Origin of the sequence: Sphingomonas sp. NPDC019816 (genome assembly GCF_050274375.1) — a bacterium.
Taxonomy (GTDB): Bacteria; Pseudomonadota; Alphaproteobacteria; order Sphingomonadales; family Sphingomonadaceae; genus Sphingomonas.
The window spans coordinates 39,746-65,495 of record NZ_JBNNOB010000002.1 but is presented as its reverse complement, the minus strand read 5'-3'; the positions used below and the strand labels follow the sequence as shown (position 1 = coordinate 65,495).

Below are 25,750 nucleotides of genomic sequence, written 5' to 3'. Positions count from 1 at the left end.
CGGACGGCCGCCCCATGTTGAGCAGGGCGGGCGTGGGGGATACAGCCGGCCGTGACGGCGAGGCGGGGGCGCTTCGATCAGGTCTTTCCGGGGGGCTTTACATGGTGGTGGCGGATCGGGCGCGGGTGGCGTCTTCGCTTTGGAGCGACAGGTCGGTTTGGCGCGACGTCCATCTGATCGATCGCCGCTGCATCGGATTGGGCGCTTATCTGCGCGCCATCCGTGAGCAGAGCCGTGACAAGGACGTCGTCATCCTCAACGGCGCCCTGGGCTTTGCCGATCGCTATTGCGATATCCTCGCCGCGCTGGTTCTGAAGTGGACGCGCCGGCCCTGGGTGGTGCTGGTCGATTGCACCTGGGAACAGAGGAGCCGTGCGCTGGAGAAGCGCGCGCCGTGGCTGTCCTGGGTGATGCCGGTGCTGTCGCGGACGATGGTCCGGCTGATCGACCATGACAAGGTCATCTATTGCGTGCTTTCGTCATCCGAACGCGAGGAGTTCGGCGATCGCTGGAATGTCGATGCCAGCCGGGTCGTCTTCACCCCCTTTTGCCATACCATGTATCAGGACGATCAGCCGCTCCAACGCGGCGATTATGTCTTCGCCGGCGGCAACTCGCTGCGCGACTATCCGCTGATCACCAAGGCATTCCGTGGCCTTGGCGTCGAATTGCGCATGGCGACGTCCTATCGTGAGGAGGCCTTGCCGGCCAATATCCTGTGCCGCCCCCTGCCCCATAACGTCTATATGGAGGAACTGCGCGGTGCTCGCCACGTCGTCGTCCCGCTCGAACAATCGACCCGCAGCGCGGGGCAGCAGACCTATCTGAACGCGATGCTGCTAGAGAAACTGGTCATCGTCAACGATGTGCGGGGCGTCCGCGACTATATCGACGATGGCGAGACCGGGCTGATCGTCGACAGCACGCCCCAGGGCTTTGCAGATGCGGTGCGGTGGGCGGAGGCGCCGGAGAACGAGGCCGCCGTCGATCGCATCCGCACCAGGGCGGCGAAGGTCGCCGGAACGCGAAGCAGCCTCGAAGGCTATCTGTCGCATCTTCTGGCGATCTCACGTCATCTCATGGCGTCCGGTACGCACGGCCTGCGAAAGCTGGACGGATTTGTCGAAGGCGTCCACGGCGCACCGGATTGACGGCCGGGGCGGGGGTCAGCGCCGGACCGCCCGCCGTTCATGGGCCTTCGCGTTCGTCAGCACGCCAAGCGCGAAGCCCGAGATGAACCAGATATAGATCTGATCGATCAGATAATAGAGCATGTTATCGCTGAAACTGGCGACCCCGAAGCACAAGACGATCATGAGGACGAAGACCGCGACGCTGGGATTGTAGCGCCAACGCATGATCGCCACGGCGCATACACCGAGAACCAGCCATAGATAGGCGAACAGCCCGACAAAGCCCTGTTCGAACAGGATCTGCACATAGATATTGTGCGCACCCGATCCCCCGGAGGCATTGAGCGGAAAGAATTCCTGCGAACTGGGCAGGAATGACGAGGCGCCGTGTCCGAGCAGCGGGGCCTCCAGAATGACCGGCCATGCGGCCTTCCACAGGAACATGCGCCACATGCCGGAATCGGCCTGAACGCCCCCCTCGCTGTCGGTATCGCCGCGTGCGGTCGCCACGAAGTACTCGTAGCTGACGGTCGGCTTATCCGCATGGAAGACTTCTGTGACGCGCTCGTTGACGCTGGGGATCGCCAGGGCGAGCAGCGGTGCGGGCAGCACGAGCAGCAGCAGCGCCGGCCGGCGCAGCGTCGATACCAGAATGAACGCGAACAGCGCGACGAAGGCGGACCGCGTGCCGGTCAGCAGCAATTCCAACGTCGCCAACCCGCAAAAGGGAATGGCGATGTAGCGAATGGCCTTCGCCCTGATCCAGCCCCAGATGATGCCGTGATAGCCGACACTGACATAGAAAAAAAGGAAGAAGGCCAGCATGTTGGGATGCCCGGCCGCGCCCTGAAGTCGCTGGCCGAATCCGTCGGTCACGAGAAAGCCCAGCGAAACCAGGATCGGAAAAATGCCGGTCAGGATGACGATCTCGGCGATGCGGCCGATCGTGAAGTAGCGGCTGTAGTGAACCCCGACGACGAACAGGCAGAAATAGGTCAGGACGTTCCAGAAGAACTTGATCCCCTCCATGGGGTACGCCGTGTAGAGGACCGACGCGAACAAGGATGCCAGGAACGGCAGCCAGAGCGCCAGCGGCAGCGCCGCGTCGGACTGCATGGCCCGGTTCGAAAACAGCGTGAAGCCCAGCAGGGTGAACGCGATGAACACGAAGGCAAAATTGAACAGGATGCCGAGCGTGAAATTCGCCGAACCCAGCGAGATCGACGTTCCCATCAAGGCCCGGTCCATGCCGAAGCGGATCATCAACAACAGGAATATCAGGCCCGAAAAGGGCGCGGCCGTCCACCCGGCCAAAGCCGCAGAGGATTTGGCGGTGCCAGCCGCTGCTCCGTTGGCGGTCGGCCTGCGCGCGTTGGGCCTGTGCGCGTTGGGCCATGTGCCGGTACGCCAGGTCATGGCTTGGCCAGCGCGGGCCGCAGGGCCGCGTCGAAGGTCGGGCCCATCGCTCGGGCAAAGGCATTGGTCACGTGGCCATGATCGGCAAAGACGCTATGACCGTTCTGGATGAAGTGGCAAATGTCGGGGTGACAGATGAACCGACGCACATCGATCAACGACAATTTGCCTTCAGCGACCAGCCGGTCCTCCACGGCCAGCACATTGGCGAAATCTCGACGGAAATCGGCGTTGGTGACGCCGGTCGGATGGCGCGGCTCCCCATGAAAAGCCAGGTCGCGCGATACGACGCTGGGCAGTTCATATTCGGGATTGGGAACGGCGGGCAGGGCATAGACGGTCTTGCCGGCCGCGTGCAGCGCCTCGACCGTCTCGGCGAAACGACGTGCGGCGGGCAGGAAGCGCTGGTCCGGCGGGGTCTTGCCGCCCGTCCGCCTGCCGACCTCCTTGCGATATTGCGGCCAGTTCTGCGCGAGGATCACGATCTTGGCGGGCAGCGCGGCGACGTGCTTGAAATTCTCGTTCTGGATCCGCGTACAATTGGCATCCTGTCCACCCCGGACGGTAGGCGCACAGCCATAGGCATTGACCAACAGCGCCGATCGTCCGTGCAGGGCCGCACGAAGCGCCGGTACGTACATCTGCGCATGGCTGTCGCCCCACAGGATCACATCTGCCTTACGCACGTCGTGCGACGGCAAGTCGACCGCGCAGGCATAAAAGTTGCCCAGCCGGACGAAGGCGGACGGGCTGCAACGCCAGCTGTCATCCTGATCCGCATTGAGGGCGACGATGGCGGGCGAAAAGCGTTGCGGAAAGCCGTGGCTGACGATCAGCGCCAGGCTGGCGAGCGCCATCACGCCGCCGGCCGCCGCGGACCAGCCCCAGATCTTGCCGCGTGCGCTGACGTGGCGAAACGGCCGCTCGACATAGCGCCAGGACAGGTAGGCGGCGACGACCGAGCCGATCACCGCCAGCGTGGCGACGAACGGTGTGATCGGTTCGATCGCGACGTAACGGGCGAACGCCAGGATCGGCCAATGCCACAGATAGAGCGAATAGGAGATGAGGCCGATGAAACGCAGCGGGGTGGAGCCCAGCACCGGCGACAGCGGATGCTCGCCATTCTGCCCGGCCCAGATGATCAGCGCCGAGCCGAGCACGGGCGGAACCGCATTCAGTCCCGGGAAGGACGTCGCCGCGCTATAGGTGAAGACGCCGAACAGGATCAGAGCGATACCCACGGCCGCGCCAAGGGCACCGATGGCCCGGTTGCGGGTCGTCGGCACGACGCCGGTCGCCAGCAGCGAACCGAGCAACAACTCCCACGCCCGCGACGGCATCAGATAGAAGGCCATGGTCTCCTTCATGTTGCCGATCAGGAACTGCGCGGCCCAGAAGGAGACTGCCGCCATCGCAATGATCGCGACCGGCAACAGCCGCCGCCGTGCCCGCCCCAGCAGCAGGATGCACAGCGGAAAGAAGATGTAGAATTGTTCCTCGACGCCCAGCGACCAGGTGTGGAGCAGGGGCCACGTCTCGGTGATCGTGGCGAAATAGCCCGATTGCCGCCAGAAATAGACGTTGGACCCGAACAGCAGCGCCGAGGCCATGCTCTTGCCAAAGGCAAGCAGATCCCCCGGCAACAGGATGAATAGCGCCGCGATCGTCGAGATCGTCATCATCGCGGTCAGTGCGGGCAGGATACGGCGCAGGCGACGTTCGTAGAAGCGGGTGATCGACGCGTCCTGCAACAGGCCGGTGGTGATCAGGAAACCCGAGATGACGAAGAAGACGTCGACGCCGACAAAACCGCCGCTGAAGAGCGAGATGCCGGCATGGAACAGCACGACCGGCACGATCGCCAGAGCGCGAAGGCCGTCGATATCGGCGCGATAGGCGATCTTGCTCGATTGCAGAGGCGCGGCAGGTGCCTCGCTCCCGCTGTTCGCACGCTCGCGCGCATTGGAGGGCGCGGCCAGGAAGTGGTCGACGGGACGGCCGGGGACGGTGGACGAAGACATCGCGGTTCGCGTCACGTATTCGCATTGGGCACGGGGTGAGACCAAGCTGCGTGAAGATCGCTCGCCCGAACCGCATCGGTCCAATCGACACGCGCGCCTCCGCATCGCGCAACATCAAAAATCATTCTAGCCCCCGCCCTTGATCGATCCGGGCTTAGAATAAGCTGCGCACCCGGTGCAACGCGGACGGGGCAGGGGCGCGCGACGGCCTTTGTCGAGCCTGTGTGAAGCCCCGTCACGGCGGTCGGGCCATAGGCCAAAGTGCCTGGTCGCTGGGGCCTGTAGGGAAATTTAAGCTATAAAAACAAAATGTTGTAAGCCGTATCCGCAATCCGAAATGTTGCCGTCATGACATCGCTTTCAGAGTGCAGGGGCAATCGTGGGCTGGCTTAGGAAGGGCAAGACATGTCGGCGAGTGTTCGCCTTTGGGACGAATGGATGCGATCCACAGTCGCAAATCCACGTCGCCTGCCACCCGATCGCCAGTACGCCATCAGCGCGAGCTGGTCTTTGACACCCCCTGTGCGGCCGGCATGTCCACGATGTCGGAGGATTCCGCCCACAGGTTGATCCCGCCATCCGCCGCCGCCCGGTCGATCGCGGCCAGTTCCTCCGCGGCGAAGTCCAGACGGTCGAGGGCGTCGAGCGAATCGCCCAGCTGTTCGACGGTTCGCGCGCCGATCAGCGCCGAGGTGACGCGCGGATCGCGCAGCACCCAGGCGATCGCCATCTGGGCCAGCGTCTGGCCGCGTTCCTTGGCTATCGCATTCAGCGTGCGGATGGAGGCCAGATTGGCCTCGGTCAGCAGCGACTGCGACAGGGAGCCGCCCCGGTTGGCGCGTGCGTCCTGCGGTATGCCGTCCAGATATTTGTCGGTCAACATTCCCTGCGCGAGCGGGGAAAAGGCGATGCAGCCGGTGCCCAGATCCTCCAGCGTCGACAGCAATTCGCGCTCGATCCAGCGGTTGAGGATCGAATAGCTCGGCTGGTGGATGAACAGCGGCACCTTCTCCTCGGCCAGGATCGCGGCGGCGCGGCGGGTCAGGCCGGGTTCGTAGGAGGACAGCCCGATATAGAGCGCCTTGCCCTGGCGGTGCAGCTGGACGAGCGCGCCCATCGTCTCTTCCAGCGGCGTGTTCGGATCGACGCGGTGCGAATAGAAGATGTCGACATAGTCGAGCCCCATCCGCTTCAGGCTCTGGTCGCAGCTGGCGATCAGATATTTCCTGGACGAGCCGATATCGCCGTAAGGCCCAGGCCACATGTCCCAGCCCGCCTTGGTCGAAATGATGAGTTCGTCACGGTGCCGCGCGAAATCGCTCGCCAGGACGCGGCCGAAATTCTCTTCCGCCGAACCATAGGGCGGACCGTAATTGTTCGCGAGATCGAAATGGGTGACGCCCCGGTCGAAGGCCCGCCGCAGGATGCTGCGCCCGGTCTCGAACACGTCGGTGCCGCCGAAGTTCTGCCATAGCCCCAGGCTGATCGCCGGCAGGCGCAGGCCGCTGCGCCCCACGTGGCGATAGGGCATGCCCGCGTCGTAACGATCGGCGGCGGCGGTGTAGGGCGTGGGGAAGGGCATGGCGGTTCCTTGGATGGGGCGGTCATCTATCCCGGTCGTATCGGTCGCGCCAACCACCTGGGATAAGCATGGCTTTTCCATCGAACGTGCCGTGCCGCCGAGCCGTTCCACGATCGCGCTTTTGGCGATGGCGAGGAACCCTGGGCCCGCTCGGCGCTTGAAGCCCAGATTATTGATCCAGATGCCGGTCGTTCGATCATGGACGCACCGCACGCCTATTCCGACGAGTGAGGAGATTGACGATGGACCTGGGTATCAAGGGGCGCATCGCGCTCATCAGCGGGTCGGATTCGGGCATGGGCAAGGACACCGCGCGCTTCCTGCTGGAAGCAGGTGTCCGCGTCGCGCTGACCGACAAGCCTGGTGGCACGATGGAGGACGCGGTCGCGGAACTGGAGCCGCTGGGCGAGGTGATCGCGGTGACCGGCGATGTGACCAAGCCCGATGACGTGAAGGCCATCTGGCGCGAGGTCCGCGAGCGGCTGGGCGAGCCGGACATCTATGTCAACGCCGCCGGCGTGACCGGGGCTACCGGTGATTTCCTTGAAATCGACGATGCCGGTTGGCAGCAGACGCTCGACATCGACCTGATGGGTGCGGTGCGCATGTGCCGGGAGGCGATCCCTGCGATGCGCGCGAAGGGCTGGGGCCGGATCGTGCTGTTCGCGTCGGAGGATGCGGTACAGCCTTATATCGATGAACTGCCCTATTGCGCGGCGAAGGCGGGAATCCTCAGCCTCGCCAAGGGCCTGTCCAAGGCTTATGGCGGCGACAATGTGCTGGTGAACACGGTGTCGCCCGCCTTCATCGCCACGCCGATGACCGACAAGATGATGGAGAAGCGGGCGCAGGAAAAGGGCACCAGCTTCGACGAGGCGATCGACAGTTTCCTGGAAGAGGAGCGTCCGGGCATGGTGCTGAAGCGGCGCGGCAGACCCGAAGAGGTGGCGGCGGCGGTTGCCTTCCTGTGTTCGGAGCGGGCAAGCTTCATCAATGGTGCCGGCATCCGCGTCGATTCCGGGTCGGTGTTCACCATCGCCGGGTGAGCTATCTACCTTTCCGCTTGCGCGACCGTTCCGCTGAAGGGACAAGTCGCGCAAAAGCGGAGGGGATCATGGGTAGGCATTGGGTTTTGCTGGCATCGGTGGCGTTGCTGGCGAATGGGGCGGCGGCGCAGGACACCCCAACCGGTTCAATGGGTGCGACCAACTATGCCGCCGACCAACCTATGGCGACGCCCGTCGGCTCGCCCAGTTTCCGCGACGAGTTCGCCACGCGCATCGACCCGGGCCGGTGGCGCTGGGATACCGAGCGCAACAAGGCTGGCTGGTATAATAACGAGCTGCAATATTATGCCGGTCCCGACCGCTCCAACGCGCGGGTGGAAAACGGCGCATTGGTGCTGGAGGCGCGGCGTGAGGCGGCGAAGGATGCGCCCGACTGGGGTGGGCAGGCCTATACCTCCGCCAAGCTGGTGACGCGCCAGTCGCTCGGTTACGGCTTTTACGAGGTTCGCGCCAAACTGCCATGCGGGCGGGGCACGTGGCCGGCGATCTGGCTGTTGCCGGCCAGTGGCGAACCCTGGCCGGCGGCGGGCGAGATCGACATCATGGAGATGGTCGGCTGGAACCCCAATGTCGTCCATGCGACCCTTCATTCCGCTGCCTATAACCACGCCAAGGGAACGCAAAGGGGGGCGGAGACCCGCGTGGCCGATGCCTGTTCCGCCTATCACCGCTACCAGCTCGACTGGACGCCGCAGGCGATCACGATCGGCGTCGACGGTCGCGCCTATATGAAGGTGCGCAACGATCGGCCGGGCGGGGCGGCGGCCTGGCCCTTCACCCGGCCCTATGCGCTGATCCTGAACCTTGCGGTCGGCGGCGACTGGGGCGGCAAGAAAGGCGTCGACGATGCCGCGCTGCCCCAGCGCATGTCGGTCGATTATGTGCGCTATTGGCAGGCGAAATGATCCTCCCCGGACTGGGGAGGACCCTTAGAGCAGCGTCCCCGACAGGATCGCCAGCGCGATGGTGAAATAGATGACGAGGCCGGTCACATCGACCAGCGTCGCCACGAACGGCGCCGAGGCGCTGGCCGGATCGAAGCCCAGCTTTTGCAGGACGAAGGGCAGCATCGATCCCGCCAGCGATCCGAAGGTGACGATCCCGACCAGCCCGGTGCCGACCGTCGTGGCGACCAGCCCCCAATGCGGGCCGTAATCGTAAAAACCCAGCGTCTGCCACAGTGCGATCCGCGCCATGCCGAGCAGTCCCAGGATCGCGCCCAGCGTCAGCCCCGCCGGCAATTCGCGTAACGCCACCCGCCACCAGTCGCGCACCCGCACCTGGCCCAGCGCCAGCGCGCGGATGATCAGCGAGGTCGCCTGGCTGCCACTATTGCCGCCCGAGCTCATGATGAGGGGAATGAACAGGGTCAGGACGACGGCGCGCTCCAGCTCGGATTCGAAATGCTGCATCGCGCTGGCGGTCAGCATTTCGGAGAAGAACAGTATGCTCAGCCAGCCCGCACGCTTGCGGATCATCGCGAGGAAGCCGGTTTCCAGATAGGGATTGTCGAGCGCCTCGACGCCACCGAACCGCTGCGTATCCTCGGTATGCGCCTCGACCAGCGCGTCGAGCACGTCGTCGACGGTGACGATGCCGATCGGGCGGCCCTGTTCGTCGATGACCGGCAGGGCGAGCAGATCGTGGCGGCGGATCAGGTGCGCCACCTCCTCGCGATCGGTGGTCGGCGCGACGGTGATCGGGTCGTGACCGCGCGCCAGCTCGATCGCCAGCGAGCCCGGCTCGGCGGCGATCAACTGGCGCAGCGAGACGGTCGCGACCAGCCGGCCCTGCGGCTCCAGCAGAAAGACCGAATAGACGGTTTCGCGGCTGCGCTCGACGGTGCGGATATGCGCCAGCACCTCCGCCACGGTCGCGTCGGCGGGGCTGGCCACATATTCGGTGGTCATCATGCCGCCGGCGCTGTCGGGCGGCCAGCGCAGCAGCGTGTCGATCGAGGCACGGACGGTGGCGGGCAGGCCGGCCCGCAGCGCGGCGGCATCCTCCTCGTCCATCTCGGCCAGCACGTCGGCGGCGCGGTCCTCCGCCATTTGCGCGATCAGCGCGACGGCACGGATGGGCGCCAGGCGAGTCAACAGGTCGGCAGCGCAGCGCAGTTCCGGGCTGTCCAGCACGGCGACGGCGCGGGTGTCGGACATTTGCGTGAGCGCGTCGGCCGCATCCTCAAGGGGAAGCGACTGAAGCGTGTCGACCAGATCGGCGATGGACACGCCGCGACGGGATGAACGGAAACCGGCTGCGACGCCGGCGATCAGATCGTTGACCATGATAAACCTTTCGACCGCACGACCCGGGCGGACGAAAGCCAGTCGCGAAACTAGCGGTCGAGCCCGAGGCGTGCGGCGCTACTGGAACTGTCGCTGGACATGTTCTCGCTTTCTGGAACGGCGCGGGGGCTCCCACGCCTGGGCCGCCCTCTGCGCTTGGGGAGGACGGTCGTCAACACCCGCGCGGCAAAGTTCCGGCCGCCTGACACTTTTTTCACGAAGCGACCAAGGGACCCCGGCACCGGCTCCGTCTGGAAGGGCAAAAGCATCCAAAGGGGACCTTATCCGTGCATCGCCTGCTTTTCGCCTCGACCGCGACGCTTGCCCTGATGGCCGGCTCGGCGGCGTCGGCCCAGACCTTGATCGACACCAAGCGGACGACGCCCGTCCGCACCGCGACCATCAAGAACGGCGCGGCCGACGACATCAATATCGTGGCGGCGGGCAGTGTCGTGACCAGCGGCGGGACGGCGGTCAGCCTCGACAGCAGCAACAAGGTCGCCAATGCCGGCACCATCCAGATCACCGACGCCAATGACGCGATCGGCATCGGCGCGGCCGCCGGGGTGACGGGCGAGATCACCAATAGCGGCAAGATCGTCCTGGATGAGAGCTATACGCCGACCGATCTCGACAAGGACGGCGATCTGGACGGCCCGTTCGCGCAAGGATCGCGTCGCACCGGCATCCGGACGGCTGGGGCCTTTGCCGGCAATGTGACCAATAGCGGCGAGATCACGATCGAGGGCAACGATTCGGCCGGCATCCATCTGAACGGGCCGCTGACCGGCAATCTGGCGCAGTCGGGCAAGATCAACGTGCTGGGCGACCGCTCGGTCGGTGTCCGCACCGGCGCGGTGTCGGGCAACGTGACGCTGGGCGGCAGCATCATCGCGGTTGGCCAGGGCGCGGTGGGCGCGCGGATCGACGGCAATGTCGGCGGCGCGCTGATCATCGAGGGCGGGATCGGCTCGACCGGCTATCGCTACACCACGCCGCCGACCGATGTGTCGAAGCTCGATCCCGACGATCTGCTGCAAGGGGGATCGGCGCTGATCGTCGGCGGCAATGTCGCGGGCGGGATCACGCTGGGCAATGCCACGGGCAAGGTGGCCGACATCATCTCCAACGGCGCCGCTCCCGCGATGCAGATCGGTGCGACCGACCGGGCGATCGTGATCGGTGCGACCGGCGGCACGACCCCGGCGGCGGGGCTGGTGGTCAATGGCCGCATCTCGGGCGTCGGCGTCTATAGCGGAGTGAAGGCCACCGCGCTGGCGATCGGTGGCCTCGGCGGCAATGTCCAGATCGCGCAAGGCGTCGCGGTCGGCGGAACGATACAGGCCAGCGCCAATGGCGCGGAGGCGACCGCGATCCGCTTCGGCGCAGGGGCCGCGACACCCGAGCTGCGCAATGGCGGCACGATCACCGCCACCGGGGGCGGCGCGCCCGCGACCGTCACCACGGCGGTGCTGATCGACAGCGGGGCCAGCCTGCCGACGATCCGTAACAGCGGCAGCATCAAGGCGAGCGCCGCCACCGCCTCGGCCACCGCGATCCTCGACCGCACCGGCGGGCTGACCCTGGTCGAGAATAGCGGCGCGATCGCGGGCGCCGGCGCGGATTCGTCGCGCAGCGTCGCGATCGACCTGTCGGCGAACCGTAGCGGCGCGGTGGTGCGCCAGATCGCCCCGGCCACGGGTGTGGCCGCCCCGACCATCACCGGCGCGATCCGCTTCGGCAGCGGCAATGACCGGCTGGAGATCGCGGCCGGCACCGTCTCGGGCGATGTCGGGTTCGGGGCCGGCAACAACCGGTTGGAGATGAGCGGCACCGGTGTCTATGCCGGTACCGCGACCTTCGGCACCGGCGCGGACAGCTTGGTCATCGGCGGCACGGCGCGGTTCGACGGAGTCGCCGACTTCGCCGGGCTGGGCCAGGATACGCTGTCGATCACCGGCAAGGGCGTCTTCGCCGGGCGGCTGGCGAATAGCGGCCATGTCGCGGTCAGCGTCGCCAGCGGCGGCGGCACCTTCGCCACCAATGGGGTGACCAACATCGCCTCGCTGAGCATGGGTGACCAGTCGATCCTGAGCGTCGCGCTCGACAAGACCAATCCTGCCGCCAATCTGATCCAGGTCGGCGGCGCGACCGCCATAGGCGCAAACAGCCAGTTGGCGCTGCGCGTGTCGGGCGGGGCGGACGTGACCGGGCGCTATGTCGTCCTGCGCTCGGGCACGCTGACGGGGGCGAACAATATGTCGCTCGCGCCCTCGGCCATGCCCTTCCTCTACAAGGGTGCGATCGTCGCGGCCCAGCCCAACGAGATCGCGGTCGAGGTCAGCCGCAAGGCGAAGACCGAACTCGGTCTCAGCAATGCCGGGGTCAGCGCCTTCGACGCGATCGACTCGGCGATCGGCAGCGATGCCAAGCTCGCCGACTCGATCCGGGGCATTTACGACGGCGCGGCCTTCCGGGGCGCGATCGAGCAGATGCTGCCCAACTATGCCGGCGGGGTGTTCGAGGGCGTGACGCTCGCCTCGCGCACGGCGGCGGCACAGCTGCGCGAACCAGCGGGCGAGTTCAGCGAGGAAGGAAAATGGGGCTATTGGCTGTCGCCGCTGGGCTGGGACTCGTCCAAGGGCACCCGCTCGACGCGCAGCTATGACGTACGCGGCTGGGGCGTCAGCGGCGGCATCGAGCACAAGACCGATGCCGGCAATTTCGGCGCGTCGCTCGCCTATCTGAAGGGGCGCGACAACGAAGGCTCGGCGGTCAACCGGGTCGATCACAGCCAATATGAGCTGGCCGGCTTCTGGCGCGCGCGCTGGGGCGCGCTGGCAGCGCAGGCGCGGGCTTCAGCGGCCTTCATCAACTTCGACTCGCAGCGCCAGTTCGACGGCGTAATCGGATCGGAAGCGGTGCAGCGCCGCGCGACCGCCGACTGGAAGGGCATGCTCTACTCCGGCTCGGGCTCGGTCTCCTACGAACATTGGGTCGGCCAGTTCAACGTGCGCCCCATATTGGCGATCGACTATTACCGGCTGAACGAGGACGGCTATCGCGAGGTCGGTGGCGGCACGGGCTATGATCTGACCGTCCGCAAGCGCAACAGCGACGAACTGGCGCTGACCGCCAGCGTCGCGGCGGGCATCAATTTCGGCGGCGACAATCGCTATTCGCAGTGGAGCCGCCTGGAAGTCGAGGCCGGCCGGCGCGAGCGGGTCGCCGGGGCGCTGGGCCGCACCGTCGCCAGCTTCGGCGAGGCCACGTCATTCATCCTCGACCCCGAAGCGCGCGGCGGCGGCTGGATCGGGCGGGTGCGCGCGATCACCGGCACCAGCGAGATCCGGTTGAGCGGCGAGGTGAACGCCGAACAAAGGCTTGGCAACGTGGCGCTGTCGGCGCGCGCGGCCCTTCAGTTCGCCTTTTGAGGCGAGTTCGTCCGCGTGCATCCCCCCTGTACCGCACGCGGGCGTTCGGAGCCCCACCCCGTCCTCGGGTGGGGCTCCTTTCCACGGGCGGAGGGTTCGGCTAAACGACCGGCCTTCCGCCCTTTTTGTCCGGTCGATACTATGACGCCCACCGGGATCGAGGCCGTCTTCCTCGCCAATCGCGACAAGCTCGTCCGCTTCCTGGCGGCGCGTGGCGCGGGCGATGCGGCGGAGGATCTGGTCCAGGATCTGTGGGTCAAGATGGCAGGGCGGATGGATGGTCCGATCGCCAACCCGCTCGCCTATCTCTACCGCGCGGCCGACATGCTGATGATCGACCGCTATCGCTCGCGCCGGCAGGCCGAACGCCGCGATCAGGACTGGGCCGAGGGGCAGGATATGCAGGAGGCCGGCCCCGAGCCGCCCGCCGAGCGCGCGCTGGTCGCCCGCCAGACCGCCGAGCGGGTGGCGACCACGCTGACCGCGCTGGGCGAACGACCCGCGATGGTCTTTCGCCGCGCCCGGATCGAGGGCATTCCCCAACGCCAGATCGCGGCCGAACTCGGCATCAGCATCAGCACCGTCGAAAGCGATCTGCGCATGGCGGCCCATGCGCTCGCCGCGCTCAAGGACCAGATCGGATGAGCCAGGACCCCGTCAATCCCATCGATGACGTCGCGCTCGACTGGGCGCTGCGCATGGCCGATCCCGCGCGCGCCGACTGGGACGGCTTCACCGATTGGCTGGAGGCCGATCCGGGCCATGCCGCCGCTTATGACCGGATGGCGGCGACCCTGCTCGACGCCGAGGATGCCCTGCGCGCACATCCCGATGTCCTCATGCCCTCGCCGGCCATGGTCGCGGCGGAGTCGCCCCGTCGCCGCCCGCTGCGCTGGATCGGTGGCGCCGTCGCTGCAGCCTTGATGGGCGCGGTCGGCCTCGGCCTGTGGAGCGAACGGCCGCAGCCTTATGTCATCGAGACGGCGGCGGGTGAGGTGCGACGGGTGCCGCTGGCAGATGGCAGCGCCATCATGCTGGCGGGCGGGTCGCGGATCACGCTGGACCATGCCGACCCGCGCCGTGCGGTGATGGAGCGCGGCGAGGCGCTGTTCGAGGTGCGGCATGACGACCGCCATCCCTTCTCCGTCGATGCGCGCGGACTGGCGCTGACCGACCTGGGCACGGTTTTTGACGTCCGGCTGGGGCGCCGGGCGACGCGGGTGGCAGTGGCCGAAGGGGCGGTGATGGTCGATCCGCGTGGCGCCGCGCTGAGGCTCGATGCGGGCCAGGCGGTGCTGGCCGAGGGCAATAGGCTGGTCCGCCAGGCGGTGGCGCCCGAGGCGGTCGGCGGCTGGCGGGACGGGCGGCTGGCCTATGACGGCGCGGCGCTGTCCGATGTGGCGGAGGATCTGGCACGGTTCCTCGGCCGACCCATAGCGGTCCGGCCGTCGGTCGCCGCGCAGGCCTTTCGCGGGACGATCGACCTGAACGCCGTGCGCCGCGACCCCAGGCTGCTCGGCGCGCTGCTGAATGTGGCGGTGCGCGAGGAGGGGCAGGGCTGGATGCTGGAACCGCGCGGGTGAGGTTGGCGGGGGGCGTGTTGCTGAGCATCGTCGCGGCGGCTCCCGCCGTGGCGGCCGAGCGCGTGCCCGTCGACCTCCCCGCCGGAACGGTCGGCAGCCAGGTCATGGCGCTGGGCCGGGCCGGCGGCGCCAGCGTCGTCGTGCCCGATCCCGGCCTGTGGCGCCGCCCGGTCCCCGCGCTGCGCGGGCGGATGACGGTGGAACAGGCGCTGGCCTTCATCGCCCGCCGGGCACAGGCGCGCGTCGAGCGGCTGGGCGGCCAAGGCTGGCGGCTCGTTCCGCACGCGCCGGATCGTCCCGTCATCATCCGTCGCCGGCCGGCGCCTATCCCACCGCCCGAGGTGCCGCCAGGCGATGTCGTCGTCACCGCCAGCAAGCGCGACACCGCCCGCGATCATTTCGCGGGCCAAGTCGTGCAGGTGGCCGGTGCCGATCTGGCACTGGGCGGGGCGGGGGGCACGTCCAGGCTCGCCGACCGGATGACGGCCATCGCCTCGACCTATCTGGGGGCGGGTCGCAACAAGCTGTTCATCCGGGGGATCGCCGATTCCAGCTTCACCGGACCGACCCAGGCGACGGTGGGCCAGTATTTCGGCGACCTGCGCCTGAGCTATAACGCGCCCGATCCCGACCTGCGGCTCGCCGATCTGGCGGCGGTCGAGGTGCTGGAGGGGCCGCAGGGGACGCTGTACGGCGCGGGGTCGCTGGGCGGGCTGATCCGGCTGGTGCCCAATGCGCCCGATGCGACCCGGTTCGGCGGATCGGCGATGCTGGGCGGATCGGCGACGACGCATGGCGCGCCGGGTGCGGATGCGCAGGCGGTGCTCAACCTGCCCGTCATCGCCGACCGGCTGGCGATCCGGCTGGTCGCCGACGCGGCGAGCGAGGGCGGCTATATCGACAAACCGCTGCTCGACCGCACCGACGTCAACCGCACCCGGATCGAAGGCGGTCGCGCCGCCGCCCGGCTCGACCTGGGGGGCGGGTGGAGCGTCGAGGCGATTGGCATCGGCCAGCGCATTCGTGGTGCCGACAGCCAATATGCCGATCGCGATGGCCCCCCGCTCAGCCGCTCGGCGCCGGTCACCGAAGGCTTTTCGGCCGATTTCGTGCAGGGCCAGCTCGTCCTGTCGGGCCGGATCGGACGGGTACGTATCCGCTCCAGTAGCGGGGTGACGGCGCATGACCTGATGGAACGCTATGACGCGACGCCGCCCGATGGCCCGGTCCAGCTGTTCGCGCAGGCCAATCGTACGCGGATGCAGGCCAATGAGACCCGCGCCTGGTATTCCCGGCCGGACGGCTCGGGCTGGCTGGCGGGGTTCAGCTATATCCACAACACCACCCGCCTGACCCGCCTGTTCGGCGAGCCGGATGCGCTGGTGCCGTGCACCGGCGTCGTCAACGGCGTCGAGGAAGCGACGCTTTACGGCGAAGCGAGCCTGCGGCTGCTGCCCGGCCTGCTGACCACCGGCGGTTTGCGCGTCACCCATTCGGTGCTCGACGGTGAAGCCGAGGACCTGCCCGCCGCCCTGTCGCTTCAGGCGGTGCGACAGTTGCGCGACGTGACCGCCAGCCGCGCGCAGACCATCCTGCTGCCTTCGGCCTCCGCCCTGATCGATCTGACGCCAGTCGCGCAGCTGTTCCTGCGCTATCAGCAAGGGTTCCGGCCGGGCGGGCTGACGATCGAGGGGCCGCTGGTCCGCCGGTTCCGCAACGACCGGGTCGCGACGATCGAGGCGGGTTTGCGCACCGGACGGCCGGGGCGCGATCCGATCGATGCGTCGGTCACGCTGGCGCATACCGCCTGGCGGGACATCCAGGCGGACTTCATCGATTCCACCGGCCTGCCCAGCACCGCCAATATCGGCGATGGTCGGCTCTGGACGATTGAGGCGCTGGTTGGCGCGCGACTGTCCGACTCGCTGCGGATCGAGGGCGCGGTCTCCTATAACGACAGCCATATCGACGAGCCGTCGAACACCCGTGCCTTCGCGCTCCTCGACGGGTTCGTCGCCGATCCCTCGCTGGCGCGCGCGACGATCCTCGCGCGGTTAAGTCAGATCCCCAATATCGCGCGGGTCACGGCGCGGGCGGGCGCGGTCTATCACCGCATGTTGGCGGGCGGGCGCGACCTGCGCATCGATGGCTGGCTGCGCTATGTGGGCGCGTCGCGGCTGGGCGTCGGGCCGGTGCTGGGGGAGCGACAGGGCAGCTATCTCGACAGTGGGCTGACCGCGCGCCTGGGGCTCGGCGCGTTCGGGCTGACCGCCGGCGTCACCAACCTCGCCGATGTGCGCGGCAACCGCTTCGCGCTCGGCACACCCTTCACCACGGGGCGCGATCAGGTGACGCCGCTGCGACCCCGAACGCTGCGGATCGGCCTCGACGCCGCCTTCTGATCAGCGGCGCGCGGCACGGAACAGCGACAGCGGGATCGCCGCCGCCATCGCCTTGTACCCGGCCATGCTTGGGTGGAGATGATCGCCCGAGTCGTAAGCGGGCAGCAGCCGGTCGGGACGCGCCGGATCGCGCACCGCACGGTCGAAATCGACGACCCCGTCGAATATGCCCGATGTGCGGATGAAGCTGTTGATCGCCTGACGATCTGCCTCGGTCTCCGGGCCGGGGTGATAATAGTCGTTGCCCTGGAACGGCGTGATAGTACCGCCGATCAGGCGGATGCCATGAGCATGGGCCCGCTCCGCAAGCTGTCTATAGGCGGTGGTGATCTGCGTGACGATCGCCCGGTGCGTCGCCGGGTCCACGGGGCGTTCGCGGGTCAACACGCCCAGATCGTTGACGCCCTCCAGCAGGATGACATGGCTGACTCCCGGCCGACCGATCACGTCACGGTCGAACCGCGCCATCAGATTGGGGCCCAGCCCGTCGAGCAGCACGCGGTTGCCACCGATCCCGGCATTGACCACCGAAAAGCGGCGCGTCGCGGCGTTCCCGGCCAACCGTCGGGCGAAATCGTCGGGCCAGCGGGTGTTGCTGTCGTCGGTGATGCCATAGCCGTCGGTGATCGAGTCGCCGATGGCGACGATCGTCGCCGTCTGCGCCGCATCGCGAACCTCGACGTCGGACAACGTCCACCAGCCGCCGATCTTCTGCGCATCGGCGAGCTCGGCACGCTGCGTCGCGTCGCCGGCGGACAGATAGGTCGTCGATCGCGCGCCCGAATGGCCGGTCGGCATGGTCAGCCCGTCGGGAAAGAACAGGCTGACGGTCACGTCGCCACCCGCCGTCACGGGCAAGGCGATGGGATCGGAATAATATTCCGCGCCCGGAGGAATGATCGCGTCGGCCGCCCCCGCGAAGCGGACCGGCAGCGGCGCGGTCACCGTCGATCGTCCGGGCGCGCCCAGACCGATCGTCGCCGCACCGATCCGCAGCGGCGTGGTGCCCGCGATGTTGGACAGGCGCAGCCGCAGCGTGCGACCGCCGGCGGTCAGGTGGACGATCTGGCGGATGGTGGCGGGCCCGACCTTGGCGACCTTTTCGGCATTGGCCCCGTCGATCCGCATCTGCGACGAGCCCCAGGCGGGGGTCCAGCGCGGCCCCTGCGCCGCCGCGCCGCCACTTACCGCGATCATCAAGGCCGCTGCCGCCGTGAAGCCCCAACGCGTCATGCTCGATCCTCTTCCTGTCCATCCGCGCTTGCGGCGCGCTATGTGGTAGCGATATCAGAGGCACCATCAAGGGAAAACACCCGCCGCCCGCCGGGCGAGACGGGATCGGAGAGACGATGCGCCATTTGCTGATATCGACCGCGCTGATCGCGCTGTCGCCCGCCGCCGCCCAGGCCGCAACCACCTGTGCAAAGCCGGTGGCGGCCTGCGATCATGCGATGCCGGGGGCCATGCCGCTGCTCGTGCCCGGGAGGGCTACGACCATCGTCGTCGATGACGGCGACGAGCCCGGCGTCCGCCGCGCCGCACGGGATGTGGTCGCGGACCTGAAGGCGGTCGGCGGCGGCCAGGTTCGGCTGGCGAGCGACACGGCGGCGGGGGCGACCGTCATTGCGGGAACGCTGGGGCATAGCCGGCTGATCGATGCGCTGGTCCGCGCCGGCAAGCTGAACGTCGGCGGGCTGGCGGGCCAGTGGGAGGGCTATGTCGAACAGGTCGTCGACAACCCCATGCCCGGCGTCGCGCGCGCGCTGGTCATCGCGGGCGCGGACCGACGCGGCACCATCTATGGCCTTTACGATGTCAGCGCCAAGGCCGGGGTCAGTCCCTGGACCTGGTGGGCCGATGTGCCGGCACAGCGTCATCCGACCCTGTACTTGACGGCCGGGCGGGTCGCCGATCACCCGGTCGTCAAATATCGCGGCATCTTCATCAACGACGAGGAACCGGGTTTCGGTGGCTGGGCGCGCACCAGGTTCGGCGGGGTCAATCACCTGGCCTATGAGAAGGTCTTCACGCTTCTTCTGCGCTCCAAGGCCAATTTCCTGTGGCCGGCCATGTGGGGCAAGTCACTGTGGGAGGACGATCCCGCCTCCGCCCCGCTGGCGCAAGAGATGGGGGTACTGCTCGGCACATCGCATCACGAACCGATGCAGCGGGCGCAGATCGACTGGAAGCGGCAGGGCGGCGGGGCCTGGGACTATAATCGGAACGCCCCGGCCCTGCGGGCCTTCTGGCGGCAGGGGATCGAGCGGCGGGGTAAGGCGGAAGATCCCGTCACGATCGGCATGCGGGGCGATGGCGACGAGCCGATGACCGAGGGCACCGCCACCGACCTGCTTCAGCGCATCGTCGCCGACCAGCGCGACATCATCGCCCAGGTCACCAAGCGACCGGCGGCGGAGACGCCGCAGGTCTGGGCGCTCTACAAGGAGGTGCAGGATTATTACGACAAGGGGATGCGCGTTCCCGACGACGTGACCCTGCTGTTCGCCGACGACAATTGGGGCAACATCCGCCGCCTGCCACCCTTGGGCGAGCGGCGCGCGGGCGGGGCGGGCGTCTATTATCATTTCGACTATGTCGGGGGGCCGCGAAACTATAAATGGCTCGACACCAATGCCGTGCCGCGCGTGTGGCAGCAGATGCGGCTGGCGAGCGATTACGGCGCCGACCGGTTGTGGATCGTCAATGTCGGCGATCTGAAGCCGATGGAATATGCGACCAGCTTCTTCCTCGCCATGGCCTGGAACCCCGCGCGCATGGACCTGGCCGCCATGCAGGCCTATCCCACCCAATGGGCCACGCAGCAATTCGGACCGGCGCACGGCCCCGCGATCGGGGCGCTCCTCACCCGCTATGGCCAATTGGCCAGCCGTCGCAAGCCCGAGCTGATCGACGCGACCACCTATGGTGTGGCCGATGGCGGATGGGCGCGCGTGCTGGGCGAATGGAACGCGCTCGACACCGAGGCGCGCCGGATCGAGCGAACGCTGCCCGCCCGGTCGCGTGATGCCTATTATGAACTGGTGCTTCACCGCGTGGAGGCGATGACCAACCTGCATCGCCTCTATCAGGCCGTCGCGGCGAACCGGGCGGCGGCGAGTGCGGGGGACAAGGCGACGGCGGAGCGGATGGCGGTCGCCGCGCGCGGCTATTTCGCGCGCGACGCCGCGATCCGGCGGCGGTACGAGGTGGAGACGGCGGGCGGCAAATGGCCGAGCATGATGGCGCAGACGCATATCGGCTATACCGGCTGGCAACAGCCGGACAGCGACGTGATGCCCGCGCTGGCCACGGTCGACAAGCCGCTGCCGCTTCCCGCCGTCACGCCGACCCCGACGCGGCGGATCGCCGCCGATAGCGGACGGCCCGTCGATGGCGCGGGCATCCGGTGGCAACGGGTGGCGGGCTTCACCGCCGAGGGCGCGGCGATGGTCGCCACCCCCGCCAGCGCCCCCATCATCGAGCGGCCGGGCGGGAACAGCCCGCATATCGTCTATGACCTGGTCCAGGACCGCGCCGGGGCGGTGACCGTGGGCGTCATTGCCGCGCCCGGTCTCGACATACGCGGCAACGGCAAGCACCGGGTCGCCGTCTCGCTGGATGGCGGTGCGCCGATCATGTTGAACCTGATGGCGAACGAGACACCGCAACACTGGGAACGCTCGGTGATCGAGAACCGGCGGGTGGCGACCACGACGCTGCCCGCTGTCGCGGCGGGGCGGCATCGGCTGACCCTGTGGCTGGCCGACCCGGACGTGGTGGTCGAAGGGCTGACGTTGGAGCCCGCGCCACGCTGACCCGCGTCAGCCGCCGCGCATCATCCGCATCGCCTGGGCCCGGAGCATCCCGATATTCTGCGGGCCCTCGCCGAGCACGCCGTGCCGCTCCTCGGGCAGATGCGCCAGAGGATGACCATCGGGGCGAAAGACATAATGGTCGAACCATGCCGCCCAGGCGGCACGCTCGGCCGCCGGGCGCGCGGCGATCGCGCTCATCGCCAGCAGCATCGTGACGAAGGGCTGGTCGGGGCCGACCGGGAACGCGTCCCACCAATAATTGACGAGCAGGTTCAGCGTGCCGCTCGCCTCCACCCGGTGCCACCAGAGCTTGGGCATATACAGTGCGTCGCCCGGCCCCAGATCGACGGTGATCGCACGCGCGGCGGCGCGGGGAAAACGGGGGTAGCGCGGATCGCCGGGTTCGGCCTCCGCAGCCAGCGCGACCGGCTGGCCCGCCATGGTGTGATCGATCGGCCCAACATACAGGTCGCCGATGGCATCGGGCGGATACAGGGTGAAGCGCCGCCGCCCTGCCACCACGCAGGCGATATTGTCCAACATGTCATAGTGACAGGCGATGGTCGACGCATGGCCGATCCAAAGCCGGGGCGAGACACCCCCCGGCGCGAAGGGCAGGGGATTGTCGGCGGCCAGGCCGGGCAGGAAGATTTCGGTCGGCAGCGACCCGGCATAGACGCTTTCGTGCGCCTCACCCGGCCGGGTGATCCGCGCGACCGCATCGCCCAACGACATGCGTTCCCGCCGGAAATTGAAGCCGGCGAGATCGTCCGTATAGCTGTAGCGCCCCGCGATCGCCGCATCGCCGACAAAGGCCTCCACCGGGTGTCCGGCATCGAATTGCGCCAGATAATCGGCCAGTGCCCGCCCGTCCCCGGCCGCACGCGCGATCGGCCAGTCGGCGACGGCGCCACGGATCACCACCGGGCGGCACGGCTCCGCGACCATCCGGCGAAACGTCGCCGGATCGGTCAAGTGCGTGCGATCGATCGCGATCGCCTCCTCGCTCACGCCGCCAGTCCGCTCAACCGGTCGTTGCGCCGGCGGGCGAGGGAGGGAATGTGGCGCACCGAATTGGTCTGCGCATAGATGAGTTGCAGGTCACCCGACCGGAACAGCGCGAGCGCGACATCGTCGGGCAGGGCATGCAAGGCGTCGAGGCTGATCGTGTAGAGCGCGTCGAGTTGCAGGCTCTCGCCATTGTCGAAGCGGAAGCTGAGGTCGATCGGCTCGACCAGCTTGTGGTGCAGCAGCGTCGCGACGAAACGCTCGGTTTCGGGCAGCCCCTTGTGCAGCCGGCGCAGCGCGGCCTGCACCCGCTGCAACATCGGCGTCGGTGCGCCGTCTCCGTCGAACACCCGCTCGCCCTCGGGCTGGCGTAGCGCGGGGTGGTCGGGATCGATCGCGATATTCTCGCCCGAGACATAAAAGCCCTGCCGCTCCAGGTCGGCGGCGCGATAGCCGGCGAGTTCGCGGTCCGGGCCGAGGCACAAATTCTCATCGGGCAGCAATCCCATCAGCGCGCCGGGATACAGGCCGCCGGTGTCCGGGTGCCGCGTGAACAGGATCGGATAGGTAAGCGATGCCGCCGGAAACTCGTCGGCCACCAGTTGCACGAAATGCCGCGTCCTGTCGGGGGCGGTCGAGACGCGCAGGTCGGCGTGACGAGCGCTGTCGAGCAATTCCATGTCGGCCATGATCACCGGTTCCTTTCGCGTCGCATCCCCTCGATACCCCGGGCGGTGCGATGCCGGCCGGGGCGACGATAGCGGGGTTGTTCCCTGCCCTCCGGCCATCGTCAACCATGGCGGATAGCCTCAATCCGATGCTCTGACAAATTGCTTGTTATAGCGCTATCATGAAGCTACCATCGGGCATCATGCGAGTGGTACGGCGACATAACGCCGGCTTCGCATGCAACGATAGACACAAGGAGAGGGGAAGATGGTGGATCACACTGCTTTCATGGGCGCATGGACTGCCCGGCGCCGATTGTTGACCGGCGTTTCGCCGCTGATGGCCCTGGCCATCCTGTCACCCGCCACCGCCTATGCCCAGGCTGGCAATGCCGCCGGCGCGACGCGCCCGGACGTGGCCGTCCAGGCCAATACGACCACAGCGCAGCAGGCGGGGTTGCCGCAGGATCAGGCGACCGCGCCCAGCGAACAGGATAACAGCCCATCGCCCGCCGGCGGGGTCAGCGAAGGCGAAATCGTCGTCACTGGCCTGCGCAGTTCGCTCCAACGCAACCTCGACATCAAGCGGACCGCGACCGGTGTCGTCGATGCCATCTCTTCGGAAGATATCGGTAAATTTCCCGATTCGAACGTCGCGGCGTCGCTCCAGCGCCTGCCCGGCGTGTCGATCCAGCGCTCCGGCGCACGCGGCGAGCCGACCGGCATCACCGTTCGCGGCTTCGGCGGCGACTTCAACACCACCCTGTATGATGGCCGGCGCATCTCGACCGCGACGGGTGGTCGCCAGATCGACTTCAGCACCGTTGGCTCGGACTTTATCGGCGGCATCAGCGTCCTGAAGACGCCCGACGTATCGCTCGCGTCCAGCTCGATCGGCGCGACCGTCGACATCCAGTTCCCCAAGCCGTTCGACCGTCCCGGCTTCCGCGCCGCGGTCAGCGCCTCGGGCTCGTTGCAGGACCGTGCGGGCCATGTCGTGCCGACGCTCGGCGCGCTGGTCAGCGACACCTTCGCCGACGATACGATCGGCATCCTGTCGAGCTTCATCTACACCCGGCGTGATACCGATACCAATCGCGTCTTCGTCTCGGGCTGGCCGGGCAACGGCTTCGCCCCCTGCCAGTTGCAGGGCAGCACCGCCGCCACCTGCGCGCCGACGAACGACCTCAATGCCGCAGCCTCGGACCGGCGGACCCTCACCGGCTGGTTCCCGCAGCAATATGGCGCGGAGCAGCAGCGGGTGCAGGACGAGCGCGTCGATGGCCGTATCGCGCTGCAATGGCACCCCTCGGACGGGGTGATGGTCACGCTGGACAACAACTTCTCCCGCCAGTCGCTGAACACCGATGTTTACGGCTTCGGCGTGTGGTTCAGCCAGGAGTCGTTGCGCAACGTCAAGCAGGACGCCAACGGCACGGCGGTCAGCTTCACCCAGGCGGGATCGCCGACCGACTTCGTCTCCGCGCGCAATCGACAGATCCTTCAGACCAACCAGACCGGCCTGAACGTAAAGTGGGACGTGACCGAGAAGCTGACGGTCGAGGCGGACGGCGCCTATGCCAAAAGCTGGCTGAACCCCGGCAACGTCATCGGCAGCCAGAATGGCGACATCGGCTATGGCGGTCGCCTGGGCACCAATCTGGGCTTCAACATCACGGGCGACAGCAACAAGGCGTTCCCGACGATCAGCAATTTCGGCCCTGCCGGCGATGCGGCGCGCTGGGCCGACCCGGCTCTCATCGGCTCGCACGTCACGGTCAATCAGACCCAGCAGAATACCGACGAGCTCAAGCAGTTCCGCGGCGTTGCGACGTGGAAGGAAGACGATATCACGCTGAAGCTGGGCGGCCAGTATCTTGAGGACAGCTTCCGCCTCCTGAACCGCAGCACGTTCACCAACAATTTCTGGCAGGCCTATTCGGGTTACGGCACGCCATCAGGCCAGGGCGGCGGCGTCTCGCCCCTGCCGTCCAACCTGTATCAGGGTTCGATCAGCCTCGACAATTTTATCCCGGGCTTCGCGGGCGGCCTGCCGCCCTCGCTGCTGATCTACAGCCCGCAGGCCTATCAGGCTTATCTGTCCAGCCTGGGTAATCCCTATGCCCAGAATATTCCGGGCTTCAATTATCCGGGGCCGACGGACACGGCGAACGGGCTGCGGGACTTCCGGGGCCAGTTCACCGAAGCGGTCGACCCGGCCAGCGTCCTGGCGGTGAACGAAAAGACGCTGTCCTTCTTCCTCAGCGCGGCGATGGAAGGCCGGATCGCCGAAATGCCGCTGCATGTGGCGTTTGGGGTTCGCACCGAGAACACGCGTCTGCGCGCGACGGGGCAAGGCCGCCAGCCCACCTCGATCACGCGCAGCACCACCGATCCGACGCTGCTGACCATCGGCTTCTCCGATACGCAGCCCGTGTCCAGTCGCAGCAGCTATACCTATGTGCTGCCATCGGTCGATGCGCGACTGGAAGTGACCGACAATCTGCAGTTGCGCTTCGATGCGTCGCGTACGCTGACCCGGCCGGGCCTCAACCTCCTGAACCCCGTGCTGAACGTCGGTATCGGACAGCGTGTGGGGGCCCTGTCGGGCAGCGGCGGCAATCCCAATCTGCAGCCCTATCTGGCCGACAATTTCGACGTCGCGGCCGAATGGTATTATCAGCGCAACTCGTACCTTGCGGTCGACTTCTTCCTGAAGAATGTCAGCAACTTCATCGTCGGTGGCGTGACGCGCCAGACGGTGAACGGCGTGATCGACCCGACCACGGGTCAGCCGGCGAGCTTCGCCATCTCGGCGCAGGTCAACGGGCCGGACGCGACCGTACGTGGTGTCGAAATCGCCTGGCAGCAGGTGTTCGGCGACAGCGGCTTCGGCTTCCAGGCGAACGCGACGCTGGTCGATACCAACAAGCCCTATGACGCGACCAACATCTCGCAGACGGGCTTCGCGGTCACGGGCTTGGCGAATTCGGCCAATTTCGTCGGCTTCTACGACAAGAACGGCTTCCAGATCCGTACCGCGCTCAACTGGCGTGACGAATATCTCGCGGGCTTCGGCCAGAACCAGAATACCGGGGCGTACGGTGCCGAGCCGACCTTCGTGAACCAGAGCTTCCAGGTCGATCTGACCAGCAGCTATGACGTCACCAAGGACTTCTCGGTCTTCGGCGAAATCCTGAACCTCAACAACAACAAGCAGAGCACGCATGGCCGGTTCAAGAACCAGCTGCTCGACGTGTTCGACTATGGCCGGCGCTTCACGCTCGGCGCGCGCTACCGCTTCTGACGATAGCGCGAGGGCGGGGATGT

At 67.3% G+C, this 25,750-nt stretch carries 16 protein-coding genes; 9 read left to right on the top strand and 7 right to left on the bottom strand.

Annotation, left to right across the window (positions count from 1 at the left end; translation table 11 throughout):
- Window positions 1-32 precede the first annotated feature (32 nt).
- Entirely contained in the window at window positions 33-1,151 is a 1,119-nt protein-coding gene (locus tag ACQKJZ_RS00665) for a glycosyltransferase (RefSeq protein WP_427729620.1), read from the top strand.
- A gap of 15 nt (window positions 1,152-1,166) precedes the next feature.
- Here the strand turns inward: ACQKJZ_RS00665 and ACQKJZ_RS00660 are convergent, their stop codons facing one another.
- From ACQKJZ_RS00660 to mgrA, 3 genes are all read right to left on the bottom strand, one after another.
- Entirely contained in the window at window positions 1,167-2,549 is a 1,383-nt protein-coding gene (locus tag ACQKJZ_RS00660) for an O-antigen ligase family protein (protein WP_427729619.1), read from the bottom strand.
- Window positions 2,546-4,573: an acyltransferase family protein gene (locus ACQKJZ_RS00655; RefSeq protein ID WP_427729618.1), complete on the bottom strand. Its 2,028-nt coding sequence runs from the start codon at window positions 4,571-4,573 to the stop codon at window positions 2,546-2,548. The genes ACQKJZ_RS00660 and ACQKJZ_RS00655 overlap by 4 nt, the downstream gene beginning before the upstream one ends.
- 493 nt (window positions 4,574-5,066) lie before the next feature.
- Entirely contained in the window at window positions 5,067-6,155 is a 1,089-nt protein-coding gene (gene mgrA, locus ACQKJZ_RS00650; protein ID WP_427729617.1) for an L-glyceraldehyde 3-phosphate reductase, read from the bottom strand.
- A gap of 242 nt (window positions 6,156-6,397) precedes the next feature.
- On the opposite strand from mgrA, the gene ACQKJZ_RS00645 reads away from it, so the two are divergent.
- Window positions 6,398-7,201, top strand: a complete 804-nt coding sequence (locus tag ACQKJZ_RS00645; protein WP_427729616.1) for an SDR family NAD(P)-dependent oxidoreductase — start codon at window positions 6,398-6,400, stop codon at window positions 7,199-7,201.
- Window positions 7,202-7,269: 68 nt separating this feature from the next.
- Complete coding sequence (locus ACQKJZ_RS00640; RefSeq protein WP_427729615.1) at window positions 7,270-8,127, top strand: glycoside hydrolase family 16 protein; 858 nt, start codon at window positions 7,270-7,272, stop codon at window positions 8,125-8,127.
- A 24-nt stretch (window positions 8,128-8,151) separates the two neighbouring features.
- Here ACQKJZ_RS00640 and mgtE read toward each other — a convergent pair whose 3' ends face one another.
- Window positions 8,152-9,510 (bottom strand): magnesium transporter, encoded by a 1,359-nt coding sequence (gene mgtE, locus ACQKJZ_RS00635; RefSeq protein ID WP_427729614.1) that lies wholly within the window; start codon window positions 9,508-9,510, stop codon window positions 8,152-8,154.
- A 287-nt stretch (window positions 9,511-9,797) separates the two neighbouring features.
- On the opposite strand from mgtE, the gene ACQKJZ_RS00630 reads away from it, so the two are divergent.
- From ACQKJZ_RS00630 to ACQKJZ_RS00615, 4 genes are all read left to right on the top strand, one after another.
- Entirely contained in the window at window positions 9,798-12,944 is a 3,147-nt protein-coding gene (locus tag ACQKJZ_RS00630) for an autotransporter outer membrane beta-barrel domain-containing protein (protein ID WP_427729613.1), read from the top strand.
- Between the two features lie 141 nt (window positions 12,945-13,085).
- Window positions 13,086-13,589 carry an RNA polymerase sigma factor gene (locus tag ACQKJZ_RS00625; protein ID WP_427729612.1) on the top strand — a complete coding sequence of 168 codons (504 nt, stop codon included), beginning with the start codon at window positions 13,086-13,088 and terminating at the stop codon, window positions 13,587-13,589.
- Window positions 13,586-14,527, top strand: a complete 942-nt coding sequence (locus ACQKJZ_RS00620) for a FecR family protein (protein ID WP_427729611.1) — start codon at window positions 13,586-13,588, stop codon at window positions 14,525-14,527. Before ACQKJZ_RS00625 ends, ACQKJZ_RS00620 begins: the two co-directional genes overlap by 4 nt.
- A 14-nt stretch (window positions 14,528-14,541) precedes the next feature.
- Complete coding sequence (locus ACQKJZ_RS00615) at window positions 14,542-16,929, top strand: TonB-dependent receptor (RefSeq protein ID WP_427729610.1); 2,388 nt, start codon at window positions 14,542-14,544, stop codon at window positions 16,927-16,929.
- On the opposite strand, the gene ACQKJZ_RS00610 is transcribed toward ACQKJZ_RS00615, so the two are convergent.
- Complete coding sequence (locus tag ACQKJZ_RS00610) at window positions 16,930-18,162, bottom strand: SGNH/GDSL hydrolase family protein (protein WP_427729609.1); 1,233 nt, start codon at window positions 18,160-18,162, stop codon at window positions 16,930-16,932.
- A 116-nt stretch (window positions 18,163-18,278) separates the two neighbouring features.
- On the opposite strand from ACQKJZ_RS00610, the gene ACQKJZ_RS00605 reads away from it, so the two are divergent.
- Window positions 18,279-20,744, top strand: coding sequence for a glycosyl hydrolase 115 family protein (locus ACQKJZ_RS00605; protein ID WP_427729608.1), 2,466 nt, complete (start codon window positions 18,279-18,281; stop codon window positions 20,742-20,744).
- A gap of 6 nt (window positions 20,745-20,750) precedes the next feature.
- Here ACQKJZ_RS00605 and ACQKJZ_RS00600 read toward each other — a convergent pair whose 3' ends face one another.
- Window positions 20,751-21,755 (bottom strand): cupin-like domain-containing protein, encoded by a 1,005-nt coding sequence (locus ACQKJZ_RS00600; protein ID WP_427729607.1) that lies wholly within the window; start codon window positions 21,753-21,755, stop codon window positions 20,751-20,753.
- A complete protein-coding gene (locus ACQKJZ_RS00595; RefSeq protein WP_427729606.1) occupies window positions 21,752-22,441 on the bottom strand; it encodes a SapC family protein in 690 nt (229 codons plus the stop codon). Before ACQKJZ_RS00595 ends, ACQKJZ_RS00600 begins: the two co-directional genes overlap by 4 nt.
- Before the next feature lie 247 nt (window positions 22,442-22,688).
- On the opposite strand from ACQKJZ_RS00595, the gene ACQKJZ_RS00590 reads away from it, so the two are divergent.
- Window positions 22,689-25,727: a TonB-dependent receptor gene (locus ACQKJZ_RS00590; protein ID WP_427729605.1), complete on the top strand. Its 3,039-nt coding sequence runs from the start codon at window positions 22,689-22,691 to the stop codon at window positions 25,725-25,727.
- The last annotated feature ends 23 nt before the right edge of the window (window positions 25,728-25,750 follow it).